The sequence below is a fragment of the Myxococcus sp. RHSTA-1-4 genome, assembly GCF_020037125.1.
In the GTDB taxonomy this organism is placed as follows: Bacteria; Myxococcota; Myxococcia; order Myxococcales; family Myxococcaceae; genus Myxococcus.
Window position 1 is genome coordinate 45,991 of record NZ_JAIQDG010000037.1, and the last position, 23,975, is coordinate 69,965.

The following is a 23,975-nucleotide window of genomic DNA, read 5'->3' on the forward strand; positions in this document are numbered from 1 at the left end:
GCGGCGCGCAAGGAAAAATGCGCCTTCGAGGCTATCGGCCATACATGGGACCGTCAATGTTCGGGCCGGACGGAATCCCGGACGCCCGGCGGGCGGGCAGGCGGCGCGCGGGTGTCCGCTTCAGTGGGGGTACGTCACCGGGGCAATGGACGCCGCGGGAAGGGAGGACTGCTGGCGCGGCATGGGCGGAAGCGACCAGGGCGTGTCCTCGGAGTCCTCCCGCTGCGGCTTGCGGGCGAGGGTGGCCTCCCCGTCGCTCGCGGAGAGCAGCCGGCGGATGTCGGCCTCGTCCATGTCCGTCACCATCTCGTAGACGATTTCCTCGTCCCGCCAGGTGACGACGTTGAAGCCCTGCGTGGAGTCCACCTCCACCGCCTTCAGCGCCTGGAACTTCGGGGCCTCGGCCTCGTCGTCGGGGAGCACGAACACGCCCAGGCGGCGGCTCGGCTCTCCCTCGTTCTCCGGCAGCGTCTCGTAGCTGATGTACGCGACCTCCTTGCCGTTGAGGATGGAGATGCGCCCGCCCAGCGGCCGGGCCTTGGGGAGCCGCGGCACGGTGATGCGGTGGTCCACCTTGCCCCGGAACCACTCGGCGATGGGCTCGGTGGAGGTGGATTCGACCTCGAAGGGCAGCGGCTTGCTGTGCCGCTGGACGGCCTCACGCTTCACGATGCGCTCGCGCTGCTCGGACTGGTAGGCCACCCAGCCGCCGCCCACCGTCACCATCACCAGCGCCACGGCGCCGGCACGCAGCCACATCCCGTACTGGGCGCGGCGCATCTCCTGGCGGAGCCCCGACTCGATGTCGGCGCGCAGGGACGCGGGAGCCCGCATCCCCTGCACGGAGTGGCGCGCGGCTCGCCGCAACGCCTGCCGCATCTGCTTCTCGTTCTCCACACGGCGCCGGCACGCGGCGCACCCGGAGAGGTGGGTTTCGAGGTCCACCCGCTCCTCGGGCTGGAATTCGCCGTCGAGGTACGGATGGAGCAGCCGATCGAGTTCCTGGCAGGTCATGTGAGCGCGGGAGGAACTGCTTTCTACCCCGTCTTCTTCCTGTTCCGGTACTCCTCGAGATCCGCCGGGGCGTTCACCGGCTCACCCTCATGCCGGAACACGCCCTGGCCCTCCGCGTACTCGCGGAGGTTCTTCTGCAGGAGCTTGCGGCCGCGGAACAGCCGGCTCATCACCGTGCCCACGGGGCACTCGAGAATCTCGGCGATCTCCTTGTAGGAGAACTCCTGGAGGTCCGCGAGGATGACCACCAGCCGGAAGTCGATGGGCAGCGCGTCGATGGCGCGCAGCACGTCGTCCGACAGGAGGCGGTCGAAGAAGTACTGCTCGGGGTTGGCCGCGAAGTCCGTCGCGTCCCGGCTCACGAAGCGCTCGTGCACCGCCTCGCGCTCCACGCCCTCCACCACCGTGCGCTCCTTCACCTTGCGGCGGTAGCGGTTGATGAAGGTGTTGGTGAGGATCTTGAAGAGCCAGGCCTTGATGTTGGTGCCCCGCTCGAACTTGTCGAAGAAGCGGTAGGCCCGCATGCAGGTGTCCTGGACCAGGTCCTCCGCATCGCGCTCGTTCTTCGTCAGCCTCAGGGCCGCGGAATAGAGCGGGTCCAGGTGGGCCAGCGCCAGTTCCTCGAATTCCTGCTTCGTTCGGTTGGGTTGCCTGAAGTCCAACATGTCCCGCCTTCCAAGGGCCCGAAACAATTGGGGAATGAGTTGTCGCCTGCCCATCAATGTATGCATGGGAACAGTCTGGGCAACATCGCCATCCCACTGACACCCGCCCGCACGCCCGCTTCGGGAACGCTAGACGCAGGGCGAAGAGACTTATTCCCCAACACAGATAACGAACGGGGAGGCCGGATGTCGCCATCCGAACCTCCCCGCCGGGTACTTCCTGACTGCCTGCCAGGCTCTCAGCCGGGCCTACTTGCGGCCGAAGGCGTCCATGATGGGCACGTAGTCGTAGCCCATGTCCTTCGCGACGGCCTCGTAGGTGACGTGGCCATTGTAGGTGTTCATCGCACGGGCCAGGGCGCGGTCGGACTTCACGGCCTCGATGAGGCCCATGTCGGCGATCTTCCGCGAGTACGGGCGGGTGGTGTTGGTGAGGGCGTAGGTGGACGTCTGGGGCACCGCGCCGGGCATGTTGGCCACGCAGTAGTGGACCACGCCGTGGACGGTGAACGTCGGGTTGTCGTGGGTGGTGGGCTTGCACGTCTCGATGCAGCCGCCCTGGTCCACGGCCACGTCGACCACCACGGAGCCCGGGGTCATCTCGGAGATGAGGGCCTCGGAGACGAGCTTCGGGGCCTTGCCGCCGGGGATGAGCACCGCGCCGACGACGAGGTCGGACTCGCGCACGGACTTCGCGATGCTCTCCGTGTCCGAGGCCAGCACGCTGACGCGGCCGAGGAACACGTCGTCCAGGTAGGTGAGGCGCTCCAGATTGACGTCGAGGATGGTGACCTCGGCGCCCATGCCCACCGCCACCTTGGCGGCGCACAGGCCCACCACGCCGCCGCCGATGACGGTGACGCGGCCGCGGCGCACGCCGGGCACGCCGCCCAGCAGGATGCCCTTGCCGCCGTGGGCCTTCTCCAGGCACGCGGCGCCCACCTGGATGGCCATCTTCCCGGCCACCTCGGACATGGGCTTGAGCAGCGGCAGGCTGCCGTCATCCAGCTGCAGCGTCTCGTACGCGACGGCCGCCGCCTTCTTCTTGATGAGCGTCTTCGTCAGCTCCGGGTCCACGCCGGCCAGGTGGAAGTACGTGTAGATGATCTGTCCGGGCTGGATGCGCTCGTACTCGGGAGCGATGGGCTCCTTCACCTTGACGATCATCTCCGCGCGCTTCCAGACCTCGTCCGCGCTGGCGACCATCTGCGCGCCCACGCGCTGGTACTCCGAGTCCGGGATGCCGGAGCCGACGCCGGCGTTCGTCTCGACCAACACCGTGTGGCCCGCGCTCGTGAGCGCGCGCACGCCCGCCGGAACCATGCCGACGCGGTACTCACGGGTTTTGATCTCCTTGGGAACTCCGACGATCACGACTGCCTCCAAAAGGGGTGCGAAAAGCGCGCGGACCCTACCCAAAAGCCGGGAGGATTCAAGGCACCGCTGGACGGGGTGGCTTGACGCGCGGCGTTGGATGCGATGCGTCTCGCGGTGCTTCTTGCATCGAACAAAAGCCGCACCGGTGGTAGTTGACGGAGGCATGAAGTCCGCACCGAAGCTGCTGTTCGCCGACCCGAAGGGCCGGGTGATGGAGCATCCCTACCTGCTCGCCACGCTGCGTAGCGGCGAGGAGCTCGTCCCGCCCCAGGACAAGCCCATTCCCCTGCCGTCCGCCGGTCGGCTCGTGCACCTGCCCGGCCGCCTGCCGGTGGGCATCCACCCGGAGACGGGCGAGCTGGAGCTGGTGCGGGAGATGAAGGTGGGCGGAAAGACGTTCGTCCCCAACGCGGTGGGCGCGCTCCTGCCGCCGGGCTACACGCGCACGTTCCTCCCGGGCGAGGTGAAGGGGAGCGGGCCGGTGCTGCCGCAGTGGGCGTACACCGCCGCGGCCTGGGTGGACGACGGGCCGGTGGCGTGGGCCATCCACACGGACCGCCGCTCGCATTGGGACCCCGAGCGCTACTCCACGCCGGACATGAAGGCGCTGGTCGAGAAGCAGATGGAGCGCTTCCCGAACAACCGCGTGCTGAAGCAGCTCAAGACGTGCGCGCTCGTCTACCGGTGCTTCACGTCGCAGAACACGTTCTACGTGCGCGACGAGGCCGCCATCCCCGCGTCCGTCATGTGCAACGCGCGCTGCGTGGGCTGCATCTCCGACCAGCCCGCGGACGGGCCGCCCGCCTCGCACGAGCGCATGGACGACGGGCCCACCGGCGAGGAGATGGGACAGGTGGGCCTGTTCCACCTCGAGAATGCGCCGGGCCGCACCATGGTCAGCTTCGGCCAGGGCTGCGAGGGCGAGCCGCTCACGCGCTGGAAGCAGATAGCGGAGGCCATCCGCTACATGCGCGCGCACACGGACAGGGGCTCCATCAACATCAACACCAACGCCAGCCTCACGAAGGGGCTGGAGGCCCTGTTCGACGCGGGGCTGGACGCCATCCGCGTGTCGCTCAACTCGGCGGTGAAGGACCTCTACGAGGCCTACTACAAGCCGGTGAAGTACGGCTGGGAGGACGTGGAGGCCTCCATCGCCCTGGCCCGCGAGCGCGGCGCGTACCTGGCGCTGAACCTGCTGCTGTTCCCCGGCGTCACCGACCGCGAGGGCGAGGTGCGCGCGCTGGAGCGGCTGGTGAAGAAGTACCGCGTGGACCAGGTGCAGACGCGCTCGCTGTGCATCGACCCGCTCCAGTACCTGGAGGTGGCGAGGGACAAGGGCGCGGGTGGAGAGCCCGTGGGCATCCGCACGCTCCTTCAGCGGCTGAAGGCGGCGCGGCCGGGGCTCATCATCGGCAACTTCGCGCGCGGGCTGGACGAGCGCGAGAATGCCGCGGGGCGGGGGTAGGGCGGTGAGGCTCACGGGCCCCGCCCGGGGCCCGGGGGGCTACTCGTTCCCGGTGGGCATCAGCTCCTTGGCCACCAGGTTGCCCATCACCGCGTCCTTGGGGATGTAGCCGTCGGCGCCGGCCTCGCGGCAGATGCGCTGGAGCTCCTCGACGTTCTCCCCGGAGCACAGCAGCACCTTGATGCCCTTGAAGAGGCTGTTGCTCTTGATGAAGCGGCAGAACTGCTCGCCATTCACGTTGGGCATCCGCACGTCCAGCAGCACCAGGTCCGGACGCGTCTGCTTCTTGAGGATGATCTTCGTGGCCTTGTCCGCGGTGTCGGCCACGTGCACCTCGAAGCCCTTGGACACGAGGTCCGCTTCGATGATGCGGGCCGTCATCTCGCTGTCGTCCACGATGAGGATGCGCGGCTTGCGCCCACCGGCGGCGGCCGGCGCCTTGGGGAGGCCTCCGGAGGCGGCGGGCGCCTGGGGCGCGGCGGCCGTGGGCGCGGCGGCGGGGGCAGGGGGCGGTGTGGGCACGGCCGTGGGCACGCCCAGGGCCGGAGGGCCGATGAGCCCCATGACGCCGCCCAGCACGGCCTCCAGGCCGCCGCTCTTGAGGATGTAGCCGTCCGCGCCCGAGGCCTTCGTCTTGCCCGCCAGCTCCGCCTCGGGGATGTCGGAGTACAGCACCAGCTTGGCCGTGACCTTCTTCTGCCGGCGGAGGTACTCGACGACGTCGTCGCCGAACATCTCCGGCATGTTCACGTCCATGAGGATGAGCGCGAACGGGCCCTCGGCGAGCTTCTGGTCGAGGCTGGCCAGATCCTGCGCGCCGCTCGCCTGGTAGCCGGCGGCGGTGAGTGCCCGGACGGTGAGCTCCACCAGCATCGGGCTGTCGTCAATGACCAGTACGCGCGACATCGTCCTCCTCAAAGGAATCCCGCTAACCCTACACCTTTGAAGCAGCGTGGACCATCGAAACGGCGACCGAGCGGCCATGCTGTCGGGTCCACTTGACCGGTTTTCGTCCCCTCCGGATACTTTGCCGCCTTGACCACGACCCCGACACCCCTTCAGCGAGCACTCCGGATGGCTCCGGACCGCGCTGTCGCCGCCCAGGCCCGCCCCGAGCAGGAGTTCTTCTGCTTCCGGGTGGGAGACCTGCGCCTCGGCGTGCCCAGCGAGAACGTGCTCGAGGTCCTCCGCGCCGGCCTGCTCACTCCCCTGCCGAGGACGCCCTCCTTCATCATGGGCGTCACCGGGCACCGGGGCGAGGTGCTTCCCGTCGTCGACCTGCTCCGCTTCCTCTCCAAGGGGGAGGCGCGCATCGGCCCGCGTACCCGCCTGTTCGTCGGCATCACCGGCAGCTACGTGGCCGGTGTGGTGGCGGACACGGTGCTCGGTCTGCGCCGCATCCCCGTCGCGGAGATCCTCCCGCCACCCCTGGGCGGTGACGCCTCCGCCGAGCACCTGCTCGGCGTGGTGCAGGGCCACGGCACCCAGGACGCCATCAACCTCCTCAACTTCTCCAAGCTGCTGCAGACGGCGCGGCAGCGGGCGGTGGCTCGATGAACGACGAGCACGTCCACGAGCGGGAAGGGGTGGACATCCTCTTCTTCGACATCGGTGCCTCCACGTTCGGCACGGACGCGTCCCAGGTGCTGCGCATCGACCGCTCGCTGCCGGAGGACATCACGCTGCCCGAGCTGGGCCTGCCCCACCGCGGGCACCGCGCGCTCGTCTTCGACACCCCGGAAGGCGAGGGCCACCTCAAGGTGGACGCCGTCCACGCCGTCCGCTCCATCCCTCTTTCCGCGCTTCGCCGGATGCCCCCCACGGCCGGCGCGGCTCCCTATGCTGTCGGCGTGTGCCTCGAAGAGGACCGCGCCGTGCTGCTCATCGACCTGGTCGAAACCGCCAGAACCCAAGGAAGGCACTGACCGCAATGTCCCTGGACACCCCCAACGACAAGCCCACGTCCAAGGCTCGCGCCGCCCGGAAGGCCCCCGCTTCCAAGGCGGGCGGTGCCTCGGCCAAGGCCGGCGCCGCCAGCACGGCGATGTCCCCGGCCCAGTACAAGGCCTTCACCGACACGCTGCTGACGGTGCTGTCCGGCAACCTCCAGGCCCGGGTCCCCGCGGAGCTGGTGGGCGAGGGCGGCGCGGAGATGGCGCAGCTGCTCAACCAGGTGCTGGACAACCTCGCGGAGTCCGAGCACCGCAAGCAGGTGTCGGCGCAGGAGATCGACCAGGCGCTCGACGCGCTCATCGGCCTGGTGCGCGAGGGTGACCTGTCGCGGTGGAACACCTCCACCGAGGACCCCCAGCTCGGGCCCCTGCTCGAGGGCTTCGGCAAGGTCATCGAGACGCTGCGCACCTTCGTGCGGGAGATCAACGAGGCGGCCCTGCGGCTGTCCTCGTCCGCCAACCAGGTGCTCGCGGCCTCCACGCAGCACGAGACGTCCTCCACGGAGCAGGCGGCGGCCATCCACGAGACGACCGCCACCATGGAGGAGCTGAAGCACGCCTCCGCGCAGATTGCCGAGAACGCGGGCAGCGTGGCGCGCGTGGCGGAGGAGACGCTCGGCGCGGCGCGCGCGGGCCGTGGCGCCATCGGCGAGTTCATCCAGGCCATGCAGCAGATCCGCAGCGACGGCGTCGCGGTGGCGGACTCCATCGCCAAGCTGTCCAAGCGCGTGGAGCGCATCGGCACCGTGGTGGAGGTCATCGACGAGATCGCCGACCGCTCGGACCTGCTCGCGCTCAACGCGGCGCTCGAGGGCAGCCGCGCGGGTGAGGCGGGCAAGGGCTTCTCCATCGTCGCGGCGGAGATGCGGCGCCTGGCGGAGAACGTCCTGGACTCCACCAAGGAGATCAAGAACCTCATCACCGAGATCCGCGAGGCCACGGCCGCGGCGGCTGGCGCGGCGGAGGCCTCCAAGTCCGCGACCGAGTCCGGCGAGAAGCTGGGCGCGGTGGCGGCGCAGGCGGTGGAGGGCATCCTCGCCGGCGTGCAGGAGACCAGCGACGCGGCCCGCGTCATCAACCTCGCCACGCAGCAGCAGCGCACGGCGACCGAGCAGGTGGTGGCGTCCATGGCGGAGATCGAGGACGTGACGCGCCAGACGACGCAGGCGTCCAAGCAGGCCACGGGCGCGGCGGCGGAGCTCACGCAGCTCGCGGGACGTCTGGCCGAGCTCATCAAGCGCTTCAAGGCCGACTAGCACTTCCTGGAGTAGGAGGGGCGAACGCCGGCCATGGACACCGAGGCTCTCAAGAAGTCCCTCCTGAAGAAGTTCCAGGAGGTCACCGCCGACCGCCTCCAGAAGATTCAGCTGGGGGTGTTGGACCTGGAGAAGGAGACCGCGGATCAGGCCGCGGAGGACGTCGCGCGCGAGCTGCACACGATGAAGGGCGAGGCCCGCATGCTGGGCCTGGCCGCCATCGGGCAGCTGGCGCACGCCGCCGAGGACGTCCTGCGCGCCGAGCGCGAGGGCAGGACGGCCACCGAGATCGCCACGGACGTCATGCTCCGGGCATGCGACGTCCTCTCGGACCTGAACGAGGACCTGGCCTCCGCCAACACCGGCAACGCGGCCAGCGAGGAGATGGTCCGCGCGCTCGCGGAGGTCTCCGGCCAGGAGCCGCCGTCGTTCGGCCCGAAGCCCGCCGCGAAGCCCGCGGCGCCGGTGGCCCCGCCGCCCGCGCCCGTTGCTCCGGTGGTGGCGGCTCCCGTGGTGCCGGTGGCCCCGCCGCCCGTGCAGCGTGCCCCGGAGCCCGCGCCCCAGGCGGCTGTGCCCGCCCAGGCGCCTGCATCCGCTCCGGCCTCCGCGCCGGCCCAGGAGGAGGCTCCGAGCGCGGCGAAGTCCGCCGTGGCGGACCGGACCATCCGCGTCAACGTGGAGGTGCTGGACTCGCTGGGCCTGCTCGCGGGTGACCTGCTGGTGGAGAGCGCCCGCGGCCGGCTGCGCAGCACGGAGACGGAGGAGCTCTTCGAGCGCTTCAGCCGCCTGGGCGACCGCTTCCTGCGGCTGGCGGAGCAGATAGACATCCCCGCGCAGGTGCGCGCGGCGCTGGACCGCGTGGAGAGCGATCTCCACATGCTGCGTGACGACGCGTTCCGCTTCGTGCGCCGCAACGACGACGGCATCAACACGCTGCACGGCAACCTGGCGAAGATGGCGGACCACGTGGCCGAGGCCCGGCTGGTGCCTCTGTCCACCGTCTTCGACGCCTTCCCCCGCGCGGTGCGCGAGATGTCGCGCACCCAGGGCAAGGAGGTGGACCTGGTCATCGAGAACGCCGACATCGGCGTGGACCGGTCCATGCTGGGCGACGTGCGCGACGCGCTGGTGCACCTGTTGCGCAACTCGGTGGACCACGGCGTGGAGTCCCCGGACATGCGCCAGCAGCTCGGCAAGCCGCTGACGGGCCGCATCCGCATCCGCGTGCGGGTGGACGGCGACATGCTCCACATCGAGGTGGAGGACGACGGCCGCGGCATGGACCCCGAGCGGCTGCGCCAGGCCGCCGTCAACAAGCGCCTCATCAATCAGGTGCAGGCCGCCGCGCTGTCCGAGCGCGAGGCGATTGAGCTCATCTTCCGCCCCGGCTTCTCCACCCGCGACCAGGTCAGCGAGCTGTCCGGCCGTGGCGTGGGCATGGACGTGGTGAAGCGGAAGGTGGAGACGCTGGGCGGCTCGGTGGGCGTCAACAGCCGCATCGGCCGTGGCACCACCATCACCCTGCGGCTGCCGCAGTCGCTCGCCCTGATGAAGGTGCTGCTGGTGCGCCTGGGCGACGACGTCTACGGCATGCCCGCCGCGGACGTGGAAGCGGTGATGCGCGTCAAGCCGGAGGACCGGCTCGAAATCTTCGGCACCCTGGCGGTGCGGCACCGTGGCAAGCCCACGGCGCTGGTGGCGCTGGGGCCGCTCCTGGGCCTCAACGGCGGCAACCGCTTCGACAAGCCGCCCGCGGTGGTGGTGCGTCACGGCGAGGACCACGCGGCCCTCGTGGTGGACGGCTTCGTGGACGAGCGCGAGGTGGCCGTGAAGCCCTGCGGCGGCGAGTTCCTCAAGGGCGCGCCCTTCATCGCCGGCACCGCCGCGCTGGAGGACGGCCGCATCGCCGTGCTGCTGCACGTGCCGGACATCATGGCCGAGGTGCGGCGCATGGCGCGTCCCGTCACCCAGGCCCCCGCGGCCAAGCGGCTGCGGGTGCTGCTGGTGGACGACTCGCCCATCGCCCGCGCCACGGAGGGCGCGCTCGTCAAGGCGCTCGGCCATTCGCTGGAGGAGGCCCAGGACGGCGAGGAGGCGTACGCGAAGGTGCAGAACAACCAGTACGACCTCATCCTCACCGACGTGCAGATGCCGAAGATGGACGGCTTCTCGCTGGCGCGGCGGCTCAAGTCGACGCCCGCGGTGGCCCGCATCCCGGTCATCATCCTGTCGTCGCTCGCCTCGCCCGAGGACAAGCGCCGCGGCCTGGACGCGGGGGCGGACGCCTACCTCGTGAAGGGGGAGCTGGGCGTGGAGGTTCTCGCGCAGGCCATCGACCGGCTGACCTGAGGAGTCTCGTTTGGGCGGCACGGCTGCGGCGGCAATGGCGTTCAGGGTGCTCATGGTGGGCAAGGGGCTGCGTGCGCTCGCCGCGCGCGGCCTCTTCGAGGGCGAGTCGCTCGTCCCCGTGGGCCCGGCGGAGGTGGACTTCACGGGTGCGCTCACCGCCGTGCAGCGCCACTTCCCGGACGTGGTGCTGGTGGACCTGAGCGCCCGCGAGTCGCTGGACGCCATCGAGCTCGTCATGGTGGAGCGGCCGGTGCCGGTGCTCGCGCTGCACCCGGGCGTGCTCTCCGGCCAGGACGCCTTCCAGGCGCTGGCCCTGGGCGCGCTGGATGTCATGGAGCGGCCGGCCTCACCGGGCGCGGACTTCTGGGCCAGCGTGTCGCGCAGGCTGGTGATGCTGGCGCAGGTGAAGGCGGTGCGGCAGGTGAGCACCCGGCCCGCGCAGAAGGCCCCCCGGGAGGACGCGCCGCCGCCCTTTCCCCTGGTGGCCATCGCCGCGTCGCTCGGTGGCCCCAAGGCGGTGGCCCAGGTCCTCCGGATGATACCGCGCGGCTTCCCGGCGCCCATCGCCTACTGCCAGCACATCAGCGAGGGCTTCACCGAGGGGCTGGCGCACTGGCTGGCCATGGAGACGGCCCTGCGGGTGAAGGAGGCCGACGACGCGGTGGTGATGGAGCCCGGCACGGTGTACATCGCACCGTCTGGCAGTCACCTGTTGGTACGACCGGAGGGCAGGCTGGAGCTGGACTCCGGGCCCGCGCTCCGCGGTTTCAGACCTTCGTGTGACATGCTGCTCACTTCCGCGGGCGAGGCCTTCGGCTCGCGCTGCATCGGGGTCATCCTGACAGGCATGGGGCGCGACGGGGCGCGAGGGTTGAAGGAGATTCGCGAGCGCGGTGGCCGGACCATCGCCCAGGACGAGGGCACGTCCGTCGTCTGGGGCATGCCGCGCGAGGCCGTGCAGCTCGGCGCCGCTCAGGAGGTGTTGCCGCTGGACCGGATTGGCCCGACGTTGGTGTCGTGGGTGGACGCGTGCTGAACGTGAGCAACAAGGTGCTCCAGCAGCTTGCCGCGCTCCTCCTGGAGCGCGCGGGCCTGAAGATTACGCCGGACGGCTTCCACAGCCTCCGGCTGGCCCTGTCCACCCGCATGCCCGTGGCGGGCGTGGAGGAGCCGGAGAAGTACCTGGAGCGCCTGTCGGGCCCGGGCGGTGAGGAGGAGCTGCGCTCGTTCCTCCCTCTGGTGACGGTGGGCCACACGGAGTTCTTCCGGGACGCCAAGCAGTTCCGCGCCCTGGAGAAGAGCGTCCTGCCGGAGCTGGTGACGCGCGCCCGGCGGGAGATGCGCAGGGTGTCCGTCTGGTCGGCGGGCTGCGCCACCGGCGAGGAGCCCTACAGCGTGGCCATGGTGCTGGCGGAGCTGGGCGCGCTGTCCATGGAGGTGGACCTGTGGGCCACCGACCTGAACCTGGCCGCCGTGGAGGCCGCGCGGCAGGGGCGCTTCTCCTCGCGCCGCTGCATCAGCATCAGCCAGGAGCGGCTGCGGCGCTTCTTCCGTCCCGTCGAGGACGGCTACGAGGCGCTGGCCACGCTGCGCGACTACATCCGCTTCGACGGGCAGAACCTGGCGGCCCCCGTCTTCGAGAAGGTGGGCCTGTCCTCGCTGGACCTCATCCTCTGCCGCAACGTCATCATCTACTTCGACCTGCCCACCATCCGCGGGCTGATGGACCGGTTCCTCGCCGCGCTGCGGCCGGGCGGGCTGCTCTTCCTGGGGTACTCGGAGAGCCTCTTCAAGGTCTATGACCGCTTCGAGATGATCGAAGTGGACGGCGCCTTCGTGTACCGGCGCCCGCTGAACGACCGGGGCCTCCGCGCGCCTCCGCTCCGGATGACGCCGTACCCCGGCGAGCCGGAGCCCAGGCAGCAGACGCCCGAGACCTTCGCCTCGGACCTGCGCAAGCGCATCCAGGCGGAGGCCGCGGCCAGGGCCGCGGGTGCGGGCACTCCCGCCGTGGGGGGCCCGCGCGCGCAGGGGACACCGGCCATGCCCGCGGCGGTGGCCAGCCGCCCCGTCCAGGCGCCGGGCACCGCGCCCGCCGTGTCACCCCCGATGCAGCCGCGCCCGGCCGACTCCGCGCGCCCGCGCATCACCCAGGAGCTTCCGGTGGTGGGCTCGCAGGACTCCGCGCGCCCGCGCATCACCCAGGAGCTTCCCGCCGTGCCGCCCGCGCGCACCGGGGAGGTGCCGGTGGCCGCGTGGCCCAAGCTGCTGCCGCCCGCGGAGCGGCTGGCGATGGCCGTGCGGAAGATGGCGCAGGGAGACTTCCCCTCCGCCATCGCCGGGGTGGAGCGGCTGCTGGCGGACGAGCCGAGCGACCTGGACGCGCTCCTGACGCTGGGCAACCTCTACTCGCTCACGGGCCGCATCCCCGAGGCACGCGACACCTTCGCGCAGGCGATTCAGCGCGAGCCGCTGTGCGTGGAAGCGCGCGTGTTCGGCGGGGTGGCGGCGCTGCAGGCGGGGAACCTCGCGGAGGCTCGCTCCGAACTGAGCAAGGCCCTGTTCCTGGAGCCCACGCTGGCCATTGGCCACTACCTGCTGGCGCAGGTGCACGAGCGCTCCCAGGAACCCGACGCGGCGCGGCGCAGCTATCGCAACGCCATTGCCCAGCTGCGCTTCCCGCAGCGGCCGCTGGCCGGGCACTACCCGGAGATGCCGGACTCGGCGGAGGCCATCTCCCGCGCGGCGCGCTACGCTCTCGCCGCGCTGGAGGAGCAGCCCCTTCGCTGACGCGGGGCCCTGGCGCTCCCAGGTGCCCCAGCGCCCCGGCTCCGGAAGCTCAGCCCAGGTTGCTCTTCACCTGGTCCAGCGTCTTCTTCGGGTCCAGCACCGAGGCGAACTTGTCCTGCAGGTAGGACTTCGCCTTGCTGCGCAGGAGCATGCCCGGGTCGGTGCCTTCGCCCTGCACCTGGTTGTCGGTGATGACGAACGAGGCATCCATCTGGATGCCCATCACCTTGCCGGCGATCTTCGCGCCGTCGCCCTGCCAGTTCGACTTCACGCCGTACTTGTTGCTCCAGTACTGGAGGAGCTGCTCGACGCGCTGCTTCACCTCCTCCTTCGGGAGGGAGTGGGGGATATCGAACTTCATCATGCCCATGGCCCGGCTCCTGATGTCGGTGACCCGTCCGTGCGTTTAGTGACGCCCGGGCGGGAAGGAAACCGCCGTGTCACTTCATGGGGACACGGATGTCAACAGGCTAGCTCACCGGACAGGCGCGCCGCGGGGGCGCTTGAGCTTCACCGGCGGGTCCCCCGGGCGGCCCCACCGGGCCATGTAGGGCGCCAGGTCGTACTTCTCCGCCGTGCGGGGCGAGCTCATGGGCCGCACCTTCCCCAGCACCTTCCGCTCCTGGAAGGGCCTGTCGTGCAGCCCCAGTACCCACATGAAGTTGGCCACGCTGGCCGGGTCCCTCCCGTCCACCGCGTACTTGTCGTTGAGCAGGGCGATGCGCTGGAGGCCCTCCAGCGGGGTGGGGCTCCACTCCAGGAGCTTCTTGCCCCACAACATGCGCAGGTAGTTGTGGATGCGGCCGCGCTCCAGCAGCTCGCGCTGGGAGGCGTTCCACAGGCCGTCCCCGGTGCGGGCCGTCTCGAGCTGCTCCAGCGTGTAGAGGTGCTCGCGGGCGTCCTGCTGGTGCCTGGCCAGCGTCTCGCGGGCCCAGGCGGGCAGCGACTCCAGGGAGAGCTGCCGCGGCACGGGGGTGTGGAAGCAGTAGTTGAAGGCCAGCTCGCGGCGCACGAGCAGCTCCTCCAGGAAGGAGCGCACGGCGGGGTGGTCCGTGCCGCGCTCGCGGATGACCGCGCGTGCCGCCTCGCCCGCGTAGAGGTTGCCCCAGTGGAAGAACGGGGACAGGCCGGACTGGTGCGCGCGGCCCGGGTCGCTGCGCTCGGTGTCGTAGCCCTCCAGCTTCTTCTCGAGGAAAGCGTTGAGCGCCTTGAGCCCGGCCTTGCGCCCGCCACGCTCGGAGACGGGGGCCACGGCGTGGTCGATGTCGAAGGTGCCGAGCGCCTCGCGGGCCTCGCGCGCGTCCGCGAGGGTGAAGCCCGGCTTCAGCTTCTGTCCCGCGGCGGCGGCCTTCACGGCGCGGGCGGGGAGGGTGCGGCCCAGGTACTCCGGCCACAGCTTCTGCAGCTTGGGCCGCAGCGTGTATGCGCCGGCCTGCACCGTGGCGATGCGCTGCATGGGCACCACGCAGGACGCGTCCACCGCGAACAGCGGCACGTCCAACGCCTTCGCGGCGCCGCGCAGGTGGCCGGGGATGATGAAGGTGGGGAAGAGGTCCGACACCACCGCGGCGGCGCGGCGGCCCAGCTCTCCCAGCCGGGGGTGGTGCGCGTGCTTGTTGCGGGGCAGCTCCAGCCAGTAGGGCAGGCCCTTCGCCGCGCAGCCCGCCGCCAGGTCCACCATGCCCTCCAGGGCCCAGGCATGGTGCCGGTCCGAGGCGTGGGGGTAGTCCGGGCGCAGCGCCTGGTAGACGACCACGGGCAGGCCCAGGTGGTTGCCCAGGGCGATGGCCACGTCCAGCGCGTGGTTCTCCTCCGCACGGTGATTCACCATGCACCAATAGAGGACGAACTCACGGCGTCCGGTGGGAAGGGGGCAGTCCTTCACCACCTGGACACGAGCGGAGTCCACGCCGAGCTCGGACCATGAAAACCCGATGGGCATTTGTAACAACGATGCCCGAGCCGCGTTCGCGTCGCGCGGGAATAATACATGTATTCATGCTGCATTGTTTCAGGGCGCTCACGGGTGTGAGCCCATGCGTCTGAGCGGACGCGGGGTGGGGGAGGCGTCCGGCTGGACGTGAGCTTCTGCTCGATGTTCGCCTCGTGGACCGGGGCGCATCGCTCGGACGTGGGTCAGTTCAAGGGTCCGGATTCTCGGATTACAAGTGGACGGAGGTGCCAGAAAACCGGCACGGAGCCGCCGGTTGTGGTCTTCTCCGCGGCCGGCTGACCCAAGGAGTCGTTGCGTGCCACATCCGAGAATCTGGAGCTGCCTCTCCGCCGCCGTCCTTGCCCTGGCGCTCGCCCTGCCGGTGTCCGCCGGTGCGCAGTCGCCTTCGACCTACCCGTCCACGCCGCCCCCGTCGTATGCGCAGCCGCCCTCCGCGCAGCCGGGGTATGCGCAGCCCCAGCAGCCGGCGTACCCGCAGGAGCCCGCCTCGCCGCCGGCCCCCGCACCCGCGTCGCCTCCCCAGGGGACGCAGCCCACGGACCCGAGCTACCCGCCGCCGCAGAACGCCTACCCCCCGCCGCAGCAGCCGGCGTACCCACCCGCGCAGCCCGCGGACCCGGCGTATCCGCCGGCGCAGCAGCCGCAGAACGGGTATTCGCAGCCGCAGCAGCCTTCCTCCTACCCGCCGCCGCAGAGCGCGTATCCGCCGCCGACCACCGCGCAGCAGGACCCGGCGCAGGGCATGGACCCCACGGCGCCGGACGCGCCCCGGGTGCCGCCGGAGCAGGATTCGCTGGTCACCCAGCCGCAGGCGCCGCTGACGCCGGACGGGCGGACGGACCCGCTGAAGCCCTCGGTGGCGTCGTCGTCGGCCACCTCCTCCATCCCGCCTCCGGGTGAGGACACCGGGGTGATGCTGGACGGCCGGCCCCGGCAGGGCCCCTTCCTGTCCGGCCCCGGCAGCCTCACGTTCCTCATCCACCACACGACGATGGGGGCCCTGGGCGGCTTCTTCACCCAGGCCTTCGCGAACGACTTCAACTTCAAGCAGAGCTCGCGCGAGCAGATGCTCGCGGGCACGCTCATCGGCGCGGGCCTGGGCTTCGGCGCTTCCGCGTGGTGGCAGTTCAACAACTGGGTGGACAAGCCCATGGCCAACTTCGGCATCGGCAACTCGGTGGTGGGCGGCATGTTCACCGCGGGCCTCATGGACCTGTTCACGCAGGACCCGGGCGTGCTGACCTGGTCCGCCTTCCTCGGCGCCGAGCTGGGGGCGTGGCTCACCGCGGGGCTCGGCGGCGGGCAGCTTCCGCTGAACGACGGCCTGCTGGTGGCATCGGGCGCGGGCTGGGGCATGGCGTACGCGGCGCTGCTGCTGGCCGTCATCCACTTCTCCGGCACGGACGTGTCCAGCAAGACGTGGCGCGACACGCTGCTGCTGGCCCCTGGCATCGGCGCGGGCGCGATGGCGCTGGCCACCATGCGCTACAACCCGACGCCCTCGCAGATCCTCCGCGCGGACATGTTCGGCGCGGGCGTGGGCGCGGCGGTGCTGCTCATCTCCGGCCTGGTGCTGGGCGGCTTCGACCAGTCCACCCCCTACGTGCTGTCCTTCCTCGGCTCCGCGGGCGCCATCACCACGGTGAGCCTGCTGTGGGAGGAGAGCGTGGACCGCTCGGCGTTGAAGCTGTCCGGCCGCTCGGCGAAGGCGCGGCCGTACAGGAACGTCTGGTGGTAGACGGGACGTAGAGCGGCCGGGCGGGCGCCGTGGCACGGCGGGGCAGGCGGCACCACCTTCCCCCCGACATGGCGCGCGTTCACCCCTTTACGGCCCTCCTGACGTCGCTGGGGCCCAGGCTGGAGCCCAGCGACTACGTGCCGCGAAGCAACGCGGCGCCCCAACCGGCTCACGTCCGGCCCCTGCTGGAGTCGGCGAATCCCACGGCGGAGCTGCGGCGCCTGAAGAGCTCCGGCGCCCTGCTGCGCGACGCCCGGCCGGCGATGTACCTGGTGGAAATCCACAGCCCCGCCGGGAAGCTGGGGGGCCCGCCGGTGCGCTTCCTGCTGTGCGCGCTCAACCCGGATGCGGCCGCGCCGCTGGAGCATGACCCGTACCGGCCCAGGGCCTGGGAGGCGGAGCCCGCCGTCACGCTCACCGCGGACGATCATGGCGTGCTGCGAGGGCTGCTGGCCGAGGCCTCCGAGCGTGCCATCACCGTGTGGCATGGGCAGTACGACAGCCACCCCATCTCCCTGCGCCGCATCGAGCCCTCGCCGGTGGCGAAGCGCATCCAGGCCGTGCTGGACGAGGCGCCCATGCGCCCGCTGGTGGCGCTGGACGAGGGCGGCCCCACGCTGGCGGCGGTGGTGCCCCTGTCGGACCCGGGGCTGGAGCTGCAGCCCATCCACCGCGCCTTGAAGGGCGTGGAGACCTTCAAGGAGGAGACGTTCCTCACCCTGGTGACGGCATACGCTCGCGTGTACGAGCTGGACGAGCCGCTCGACACGCCGCGTGGGCTGGCCGCCGCGCGCGAGCGCCTGGCAACGCTCATCAGTGGACACCACGCGGTGCTGCTGGTGCTGCCGGGCGGAAGGGGACGCATCCTGCGGTTCCGGCAGGGCTTGGACCTGGCGCACCTGAAGGGGGCGCCCCGGAGTCCCACGCTGCGCAGTCTGGACCTGGCGCTGCTCAACGCGCTGGTGCTGCGGACGGTGCTGGGCATCCAGGACCCGGAGGCGCCGGGGCACCCGCAGGTGTTCCCGGTGCAGGGGCTGGAGGCGTTGGTGCGAGGTGTTCAGGAGGGGACCTTCCAGGCAGGCTTCGCCCTCAACCCTCCGCCGCTGTGGGAGGTAAGGGCCGTGATGGAGGCACAGGCCACGCTGCCGCCGAGGACCCTCCGGGTGGAGCCGCTTCCACCAGCGGGTCTTCTGTTCCTGGATCGTGAAGCCTAACTTTTCAGCGTGAGGGTCCTGACGCGAACCCTGCCGGACTGGCCCCGGCGCGTGCGGCTCGAGCTCCAGCCGGGGCCCGGGGAGACCCTTGATGCCATCTGCGGCGGGGAAGTGCAGGTGCTCCAGCGGCGCCTGGGCTACCGCTTCACGTTGGATCCGCTGCTGCTGGCGCACTTCGCGGCGTACGAGGGTGGGGCGCTACGGGGCCGGCTGATGGACCTGGGGACGGGCTGCGGCATCATCCCGCTGGTGCTCGCGCGGAGGCTGGGGCGCAAGGACATCACCGCGCTGGAATTACAGCCGAGGCTGTTCTCCCTGGCCGAGCGCAACGTGTACCTCAACCGCTGCGAGCGGGAGGTGACGCTGGTGCGGGGCGACTTGCGGTGTGTGGAGGAGCAGTTCCCCGCGGGCAGCTTCGCGCACGTGCTGTGCAATCCGCCGTACCGGGCGCGCACGTCGGGGCGGAGCAGTCTGTCGATTGAGAAGGCCATCGCGAGGCACGAACTGGCGTGTGAGCTGGCGGACGTGGCCCGCGCGGCGGCTCACCTGCTGGGGCCGCGCGGTGGGCTGTGCATGGTGTACCCGGCTTCGCGCCTCAGCGATCTGGTATCCGTGCTGCGCGGGCGACGGCTGGAGCCGCGCACCGTGCGTTGGGTGCACCCGCGCGCGGACCGGCCCGCGAAGCTGGTGCTGCTCCACGCGGTGAAGGGGGGGAGGGGAGACCTGACGGTGCTGCCCCCACTCGTGGTGCATGCCGAGGACGAGCACGCGTTCACGGAGGAAGTGCGGGCGATGATTCTGTGAGGCCACGCCCCGTGGGCGCCCGAAGCCCCCATCGCAATCCCTTTCAGAGCAGGAGCCACACTACTGCACCGCCGACAGCCGGGCCGGAAAGCCGGCCTGCCGGTTATGATGGGGACGCATGACCTCCGACGGGAGCAGCCCACGAGGACCGCGCGGCCGTCCTCCTCGATTGTCGCGAGCCCTCGTGGTGTCGATGGCTGTCGACCTCGTCCGGGAGCAGGGCATGCGACAGCTCTCCATGCGGACGCTGGCCGAGCGGCTCGGTGCCACGCCCATGGCCATGTACAAGCACATCGCGAGCCGGGACGAGCTGGTGCTCCTGGCGGTCGAGGCGATTCTCGCGCCGCTTCGGTTCCCGGATGAGCGCCTGGAGCCGGTGGCGTGGCTCCGGGAGCTCGCGATGCGGGTTCGCGCCATGGGCCTGGCGCACCGGGGCGTCATGGACTTCCTGCTGGACCAGGGGCCCGTCGCTCACACCGCGCTCGTCGTCCTCGACAGAACGGTCCGCAAGCTGCACGACGCCGGCCTTCCCTGGAAGGAGGCGGGAGCGCTGCACAACACCTTCTTCTCCTGGCTGGCTGGAGCGGTGCGCAGGCAGGAGCCCTGGGACGCGCTTGCCCCGGAAGCACCCCCGCCGTTCCAGCGGTTCTTCGCCGCCGCGGCGGCACTGCCCGCCTCGGACTACCCGGGCATCGCCCACAGCCTGCCCCACATGCAGGCCACGGACGTCGACCGGGAGTTCGAGGCCAGCCTGGACTTCATGCTCGAGGGAATCCAGCGGCGCATCGACGCACGTCGGGGCACGGCGGGTGGAGCTGCCCGGAAGCCCTCACGGCCTCGCCGCCGCTGAGCGTCTCTCCGCCGCGTCTCACGCCTCTTCGGTGGCGCCGCCGCGCCCCGTGTCCCAGTGACTGGCGAGCGCACCTCGCTCCCCGAGGAGCGCGGACGGGCCCCCCACGCGGCCGAGCACCGCATCGCGTGCCGCGGTGACCTTGCGGCGGACCGCTGCCACGTCGACGTCGACGAGCCTTCCCTGGAGCTTCACCCACCTTCCGCGAACCATCACCGACTCGACATTCCCCGCATGGGCCTGGAGCACCACCGCGTCGCGGGGACGATTGAGCGGCGTCAGGTTCAGTGCGTCGGCGCTGAGGACGAGCAGGTCCGCGTCCTTGCCGGGACGCAGCGAGCCCGTGACGCGCCCCAGGCCCAGGGCCTCCGCGGCGTCGAGCGTCACCATCTGGAGGACGCGAGCGGCCTTGAGCTCCAGGGCTTTGGGCATGCCCACGCGCTCGTTCGTTCTTCCCCGCTCCACCTGGAGGGCCAGCCGCATCGCGGTGAACAGGTCCCCGCCATTGCTGGAGACGACGTCACAACCGAGCGTCACCCGGACACCGGCGCGCAGTGCCTGCCCGGTGATGGGAAAGCCCATGCCCATCTGCAGCTCGGTCTCCGGAGTCGCCGCGATGGAGCCGCCGCTCGCGGCGATGCGCTCCAGGTCCTCCCGTGAGCTCCAGGTGCAGTGCACGAAGAGCAGGTCCGGGCCGAGCAGTCCCGCGTCCGCCAGCCGCTGGACCTCGCTCGGCCCCGGCATGGGCCAGGCGGAACAATGGGCGGTGATGGGGACGCCGAGCTCGCGCGCCGAGAGGAGCTCGGCCCGGCTCTGCTCCCAGGGAACCTGCATCTCCGTCAGGGCGATGCCCATGCGCACCAAGCCCCCGTCCGACGCCAGGCGCGTGGTCCTCAGGCGCCTGGCGTCCTGGAGCCGGCTGGCGTGTGTCGGCAGGGCAGGGCACTCGCCGGGCCCGGCCGCGTAGCCGTACGCGAAGAGCGCCCGGATGCGGGCCTCCTCGAGCGCGGTGAGCGCGGCATCGGCGTGCTCGGGAGACGCCATGCAGTGGGAGTAGTCGACGAGCGTGGTGATGCCCGCGTCCAGGGCCTCCAGCGCTCCGGCCAGGTTGGCGGCATGAATGTCCTCCGGCTGGAACGCCGGTGCGAGCTTCACACGCACCGCCGCCAGATAGTCCATGACCGTCCAGTCCGCCCCCAGTGCTCGCAGCGGTGTCTGCCACGTGTGCCGGTGCGTATCGATGAGCCCCGGCATGACCAGCTTGCCGCTCAGGTCGAGGACGCGGCAGTCGCCGGCGCGCAGCTCGGGGCCGATGGCGACGATGACTCCGTCCTCGACGAGGACGTCACCGCGCGGCAGGTCCTCCTGCCCGGGCTCACAGGTGATGACCTCCGCTCCACGAAGCAGCCATCGGTCGCCCATCCGGTGTACCTCCTGTCACTCTGATTGAGTATACACCGTATACCAAATCACGGCTGGACGGCGTGCCCGCGCAACAGGCGCTGCCCCACGTGGTGACGGGAGGCCCTGCCTACCGCACGCCCGCGTCGGCCTCCGCCGCCTGCCGCTCCTCCTTGCAGAACGCCAGCCGCTCCTGAATCACGGAGAGGGGCACGGCCATCTCCAGCTTGAACGACGAGCCATCCGGCTGAACCCGGGCGAAGTCCAACAGCTGCGCCATCTCCTTCTCACCCTCGGCCTGCGCCCGCATGCGCGCCAGGGACAGCGCGGCACCCAGGGACTTGCCCAGGTCCGTCACCTGGTCCTTGTCCTTGCCGCGCACCTCGGCCACCAGCGCCACGTCCGAGGTCGCGTCCACGTGCAGTTCCACGTTCTGCGCCACGTCGCGCAGCCGCTGCGCCAGCTCCGCCTGGTCCGGCGGGAGCAGCCTCGCGAGGTGCTCCACCGACAGCACGCCGTACATCTCCCCGTACGTGCTGCCCTCGGGAATCGTGGGTGGCTCGTCCGGCCCGCGTCCCTCCACCCGGTCGATGGCCGCCTTCACGTCGTCGGGGTTCTGCCCCACCATGAAGAGCTGGTTGTTCCAGATGCCCACCGCCGGCCGCCTGTGCACGCTCGACGTGTTGCCGTCCGGGCCCGTCACTATCGTCTCGCCCGGCTCGTACACCCGCGCGCCCTGGCCGTAGTCCATGGACACCGCATCGCCCATCAGCTCCTGGAACTTCGCGTTGGCGAAGTTCCCCGACAGCATCATCCCCTGGTCGGTGATGACCAGCCGGTCCAGGTCCTGGAGTGGGTCCACGCCGCTCTTCTTCCGGAACTCGTCCAGCTCCTTGCCGCCGTCCCGCATCATGCAGTCCAGCAGCAGCTCTCCAATGGGCGAGTGCCTCAGCGCATTCGCTTCGATGACCACCGCCGTCCGGCCCGCGCCCCGGGGCAGGGCCGCCAGCAGCGGGTCTTGAGGCCGGGGGCGCTCCGCCGCCGCCGTGCCCGCGTCCACCACCGTGGGCATCACCCACGTCTTGCGCCGCTCCGCGCGTTCTCGCTCCTGGCCCCGCATCCGCCGGGGGAACTCCACCTGGGGCTCCTCCTCGGGGAGCTTGTCGCCCTGGCCGGTGAACATCAGCACCCCGGCCAGCACGAACAGCAGTCCCGCCACCCCGAGCCACACCCGGCGCCGTCGACGGTTGTCCACGTCAGTAGTCCTTTCCCTCGAAGCGCCAGAACCCCACGGCCAGCGCCCCGAATCCGAACACCAGCACGCCCATCAACAACATCCCGAGCGAGTTCACCTCCAGCGGCGTGGACGACGCGATGTTCCCCGCCGCCTGCGCCAGCGAGGACAGCCTCGGCAGTATCAGCGTCACCGCCTCGAACGCGCTCCGGCTGAACCCATCCTCGAACATCGGCGCAATCTGCTGCCGGAAGCCCGCGATGATGCCGCTCACCATGACCACGAAGCCGGCCGCCGCGCACAGCGCCGCGCTTCGCACCAGCGTCGCCGTGGTCAGCATCACCGCATACACCGCCGCGAAGCCCACGCACGCCATCAGCCCCGCGATGAGCGGCCCCGCCGTCCAGTACCCCGCCTTCACCCCGAAGATGAGCACCAGCCCCGTGGTGCCATACAGCGTCCCGCCCACCGCCAGCACCATCACCCCGAGGAACGTCCCCGCCAGCAAGTGCCAGCGCTGAATCGGCAGCGCCAGCAGGTGCTCGATGCGCCCCGGTGACAGCAGCGACGGCGCGAAGTCCGAGCAGGCGACGATGCCGAACAGGATGCCCCCGTAGAACACGATGAACGCCGCCGCCGTGTACACGGGCCGCAGCGCCACGTCGACGGAGCGGATGCTCGCGCGAAGCTCATTGCCGAACAGCCGTGAAGCCGCCAGCGCCCCGTCGACGACCTCGATGCGCAGGCTCAGTGCCACCACCGACAGCACCAGGGTGATGCCCACCACGAAGGCGAGGATGAACTTGCGAGACATCGCCTCGCGCAGCACGTACCCCGCGATTCCCAGCACCGGATTCATGCCGCCACCCCCGCCGCGCCCGCCGGGGCCACCGTCCCCAGCAGCACGGACTCCAAGTCAGTCCCGTCGCGACGCAGCTCCACCAGCAGCGCCCCCTTCGAGCGCGCCCGGTCCAGCGCCGCGTTGAGTGCCGCCGCGTCCTCCGCCTCCACGCGGTACACGCCGTCCGCGCTCCCCCGGGCAAAGCCTTCCTCCGCCAGCGCCTCCGCGTCCGCCCCGGGCGCGAAGCGCACCATCCACCGGGCCCCTCCGCGCGCCAGGTCCTCCAACCGCCCCTCGCGCAGCACACGCCCGTCCGCGAGGATGGCCACCCTGTCACAGACCCGCTCGGTCTCCGCCAGCAGGTGCGAGTTCAGGAAGAGGGTGGTGCCCCGCTGCACCTCCTCCAGCAGGATGCGGCGCACCTCCAGCCGGCCCATGGGGTCGATGCCGTCCGTGGGCTCGTCCAGCACCAGCAGGGAAGGGGAGCCCACCAGCGCGGCCGCCAGCCCCAGCCGCTGCCGCATTCCCTTGGAGTACCCACCAATCTTCCGCCCCGCGGCGTCCGCCAGGCCCACCCGCTCCAGCAAGCGCCGGTTCCCCGGCGCATCCGCCTTCAGCCCCTTCAGCCGGGTGACGGTGGCCAGGAAGGCCGTGGCCGTCCATGAGCCCGGCAGGTGCAGGCGCTCCGGCAGGTAGCCGATGCGCGCGCGGATGCGAGGGTCCTCCGGTGAGCCTCCCAGCACCCGCACCGTGCCCTCCGTGGGTTGGACGATGCCGAGGATGCTCTTGATGAACGTCGTCTTGCCCGCGCCGTTGGGGCCGATGAGCCCGAAGGCGCTCCCCTCGGGCACGCTCAGGTCCATGCCCCGGAGGGCCTCGTTCCCCACCTTGCGGAACAGACGCCGGTACGTCTTCCGCAAACCCCTCACTTCAATGGCTGGCGCTCTGGCTGTCACGGTTGGGACTGTAGACGACCGGCGCGTCCGGCGATTGCTTCCCCCGGCCCTCGGAGGGGGGACGGCCGGGGGAGCACCCACGCTTCCCTCCGCGACAGCGCTTTCGCGCACC

Annotated in this window: 21 protein-coding genes; 11 read left to right on the forward strand and 10 right to left on the reverse strand. The window is 70.9% G+C overall.

Annotated elements, in window-relative coordinates:
* Positions 1-120 precede the first annotated feature (120 nt).
* The 3 genes from K8638_RS36265 to ald all read right to left on the reverse strand — a co-directional run bounded on the left by K8638_RS36265 (position 121) and on the right by ald (position 3,053).
* Positions 121-1,014 (reverse strand): anti-sigma factor, encoded by an 894-nt coding sequence (locus K8638_RS36265; protein WP_223759296.1) that lies wholly within the window; start codon positions 1,012-1,014, stop codon positions 121-123.
* A gap of 23 nt (positions 1,015-1,037) precedes the next feature.
* On the reverse strand, positions 1,038-1,679 hold the full coding sequence (locus K8638_RS36270) for a sigma-70 family RNA polymerase sigma factor (RefSeq protein WP_223759297.1): 642 nt from the start codon (positions 1,677-1,679) through the stop codon (positions 1,038-1,040).
* Between the two features lie 249 nt (positions 1,680-1,928).
* Positions 1,929-3,053, reverse strand: coding sequence for an alanine dehydrogenase (gene ald / locus K8638_RS36275; RefSeq protein WP_223759298.1), 1,125 nt, complete (start codon positions 3,051-3,053; stop codon positions 1,929-1,931).
* Between the two features lie 166 nt (positions 3,054-3,219).
* Between ald and K8638_RS36280 the strand changes: the two genes are divergently transcribed.
* Complete coding sequence (locus K8638_RS36280) at positions 3,220-4,524, forward strand: radical SAM protein (RefSeq protein WP_223759299.1); 1,305 nt, start codon at positions 3,220-3,222, stop codon at positions 4,522-4,524.
* Between the two features lie 39 nt (positions 4,525-4,563).
* Here K8638_RS36280 and K8638_RS36285 read toward each other — a convergent pair whose 3' ends face one another.
* Complete coding sequence (locus K8638_RS36285; RefSeq protein ID WP_223759300.1) at positions 4,564-5,430, reverse strand: response regulator; 867 nt, start codon at positions 5,428-5,430, stop codon at positions 4,564-4,566.
* A 168-nt stretch (positions 5,431-5,598) separates the two neighbouring features.
* Between K8638_RS36285 and K8638_RS36290 the strand changes: the two genes are divergently transcribed.
* From K8638_RS36290 to K8638_RS36315, 6 genes are read left to right on the forward strand one after another with little or no spacing between them, the layout of a single operon-like run.
* Complete coding sequence (locus K8638_RS36290) at positions 5,599-6,081, forward strand: chemotaxis protein CheW (RefSeq protein ID WP_223759301.1); 483 nt, start codon at positions 5,599-5,601, stop codon at positions 6,079-6,081.
* Entirely contained in the window at positions 6,078-6,449 is a 372-nt protein-coding gene (locus K8638_RS36295; protein WP_223759302.1) for a Frizzy aggregation protein FrzB, read from the forward strand. Before K8638_RS36290 ends, K8638_RS36295 begins: the two co-directional genes overlap by 4 nt.
* A gap of 5 nt (positions 6,450-6,454) precedes the next feature.
* Entirely contained in the window at positions 6,455-7,732 is a 1,278-nt protein-coding gene (locus K8638_RS36300) for a methyl-accepting chemotaxis protein (protein WP_223759303.1), read from the forward strand.
* Between the two features lie 33 nt (positions 7,733-7,765).
* Positions 7,766-10,081 carry a hybrid sensor histidine kinase/response regulator gene (locus tag K8638_RS36305; RefSeq protein ID WP_223759304.1) on the forward strand — a complete coding sequence of 772 codons (2,316 nt, stop codon included), beginning with the start codon at positions 7,766-7,768 and terminating at the stop codon, positions 10,079-10,081.
* 34 nt (positions 10,082-10,115) lie between these two features.
* The gene (locus K8638_RS36310; RefSeq protein WP_223759352.1) at positions 10,116-11,117 is read left to right on the forward strand and encodes a chemotaxis protein CheB; all 1,002 of its coding nucleotides are present in this window, start codon (positions 10,116-10,118) and stop codon (positions 11,115-11,117) included.
* Complete coding sequence (locus tag K8638_RS36315; protein WP_223759305.1) at positions 11,111-12,871, forward strand: CheR family methyltransferase; 1,761 nt, start codon at positions 11,111-11,113, stop codon at positions 12,869-12,871. The genes K8638_RS36310 and K8638_RS36315 overlap by 7 nt, the downstream gene beginning before the upstream one ends.
* A 49-nt stretch (positions 12,872-12,920) precedes the next feature.
* Here the strand turns inward: K8638_RS36315 and K8638_RS36320 are convergent, their stop codons facing one another.
* Positions 12,921-13,241, reverse strand: coding sequence for a polyhydroxyalkanoic acid system family protein (locus K8638_RS36320; protein ID WP_223759306.1), 321 nt, complete (start codon positions 13,239-13,241; stop codon positions 12,921-12,923).
* A 105-nt stretch (positions 13,242-13,346) separates the two neighbouring features.
* Complete coding sequence (locus tag K8638_RS36325; RefSeq protein ID WP_225937871.1) at positions 13,347-14,813, reverse strand: deoxyribodipyrimidine photo-lyase; 1,467 nt, start codon at positions 14,811-14,813, stop codon at positions 13,347-13,349.
* A 307-nt stretch (positions 14,814-15,120) separates the two neighbouring features.
* Between K8638_RS36325 and K8638_RS36330 the strand changes: the two genes are divergently transcribed.
* The 4 genes from K8638_RS36330 to K8638_RS36345 all read left to right on the forward strand — a co-directional run bounded on the left by K8638_RS36330 (position 15,121) and on the right by K8638_RS36345 (position 19,431).
* Entirely contained in the window at positions 15,121-16,563 is a 1,443-nt protein-coding gene (locus K8638_RS36330) for a hypothetical protein (protein ID WP_223759308.1), read from the forward strand.
* Between the two features lie 68 nt (positions 16,564-16,631).
* Positions 16,632-17,777: a DUF1015 family protein gene (locus K8638_RS36335; RefSeq protein ID WP_223759309.1), complete on the forward strand. Its 1,146-nt coding sequence runs from the start codon at positions 16,632-16,634 to the stop codon at positions 17,775-17,777.
* A gap of 9 nt (positions 17,778-17,786) precedes the next feature.
* Positions 17,787-18,581: a methyltransferase gene (locus K8638_RS36340; RefSeq protein WP_223759310.1), complete on the forward strand. Its 795-nt coding sequence runs from the start codon at positions 17,787-17,789 to the stop codon at positions 18,579-18,581.
* Positions 18,582-18,774: 193 nt separating this feature from the next.
* A complete protein-coding gene (locus tag K8638_RS36345; RefSeq protein ID WP_223759311.1) occupies positions 18,775-19,431 on the forward strand; it encodes a TetR/AcrR family transcriptional regulator in 657 nt (218 codons plus the stop codon).
* A gap of 18 nt (positions 19,432-19,449) precedes the next feature.
* On the opposite strand, the gene K8638_RS36350 is transcribed toward K8638_RS36345, so the two are convergent.
* From K8638_RS36350 to K8638_RS36365, 4 genes are all read right to left on the reverse strand, one after another.
* Positions 19,450-20,853 (reverse strand): amidohydrolase family protein, encoded by a 1,404-nt coding sequence (locus K8638_RS36350; RefSeq protein WP_223759312.1) that lies wholly within the window; start codon positions 20,851-20,853, stop codon positions 19,450-19,452.
* Positions 20,854-20,962: 109 nt separating this feature from the next.
* Positions 20,963-22,087 carry a hypothetical protein gene (locus K8638_RS36355; protein WP_223759313.1) on the reverse strand — a complete coding sequence of 375 codons (1,125 nt, stop codon included), beginning with the start codon at positions 22,085-22,087 and terminating at the stop codon, positions 20,963-20,965.
* Position 22,088: 1 nt separating this feature from the next.
* On the reverse strand, positions 22,089-22,925 hold the full coding sequence (locus K8638_RS36360; RefSeq protein WP_223759314.1) for an ABC transporter permease: 837 nt from the start codon (positions 22,923-22,925) through the stop codon (positions 22,089-22,091).
* A complete protein-coding gene (locus K8638_RS36365) occupies positions 22,922-23,827 on the reverse strand; it encodes an ABC transporter ATP-binding protein (RefSeq protein WP_225937872.1) in 906 nt (301 codons plus the stop codon). The genes K8638_RS36360 and K8638_RS36365 overlap by 4 nt, the downstream gene beginning before the upstream one ends.
* Between the last annotated feature and the right edge of the window lie 148 nt (positions 23,828-23,975).

Bases quoted from the DNA above. Each gene is read 5' to 3' on its own strand.
- K8638_RS36265 (WP_223759296.1), bottom strand. From the start codon at position 1,014: ATGACCTGCCAGGAACTCGATCGGCTGCTCCATCCGTACCTCGACGGC.
- K8638_RS36270 (WP_223759297.1), bottom strand. From the start codon at position 1,679: ATGTTGGACTTCAGGCAACCCAACCGAACGAAGCAGGAATTCGAGGAA.
- K8638_RS36280 (WP_223759299.1), top strand. From the start codon at position 3,220: ATGAAGTCCGCACCGAAGCTGCTGTTCGCCGACCCGAAGGGCCGGGTG.
- K8638_RS36285 (WP_223759300.1), bottom strand. From the start codon at position 5,430: ATGTCGCGCGTACTGGTCATTGACGACAGCCCGATGCTGGTGGAGCTC.
- K8638_RS36290 (WP_223759301.1), top strand. From the start codon at position 5,599: ATGGCTCCGGACCGCGCTGTCGCCGCCCAGGCCCGCCCCGAGCAGGAG.
- K8638_RS36295 (WP_223759302.1), top strand. From the start codon at position 6,078: ATGAACGACGAGCACGTCCACGAGCGGGAAGGGGTGGACATCCTCTTC.
- K8638_RS36300 (WP_223759303.1), top strand. From the start codon at position 6,455: ATGTCCCTGGACACCCCCAACGACAAGCCCACGTCCAAGGCTCGCGCC.
- K8638_RS36305 (WP_223759304.1), top strand. From the start codon at position 7,766: ATGGACACCGAGGCTCTCAAGAAGTCCCTCCTGAAGAAGTTCCAGGAG.
- K8638_RS36310 (WP_223759352.1), top strand. From the start codon at position 10,116: ATGGCGTTCAGGGTGCTCATGGTGGGCAAGGGGCTGCGTGCGCTCGCC.
- K8638_RS36320 (WP_223759306.1), bottom strand. From the start codon at position 13,241: ATGGGCATGATGAAGTTCGATATCCCCCACTCCCTCCCGAAGGAGGAG.
- K8638_RS36325 (WP_225937871.1), bottom strand. From the start codon at position 14,813: ATGCCCATCGGGTTTTCATGGTCCGAGCTCGGCGTGGACTCCGCTCGT.
- K8638_RS36335 (WP_223759309.1), top strand. From the start codon at position 16,632: ATGGCGCGCGTTCACCCCTTTACGGCCCTCCTGACGTCGCTGGGGCCC.
- K8638_RS36345 (WP_223759311.1), top strand. From the start codon at position 18,775: ATGGCTGTCGACCTCGTCCGGGAGCAGGGCATGCGACAGCTCTCCATG.
- K8638_RS36350 (WP_223759312.1), bottom strand. From the start codon at position 20,853: ATGGGCGACCGATGGCTGCTTCGTGGAGCGGAGGTCATCACCTGTGAG.
- K8638_RS36360 (WP_223759314.1), bottom strand. From the start codon at position 22,925: ATGAATCCGGTGCTGGGAATCGCGGGGTACGTGCTGCGCGAGGCGATG.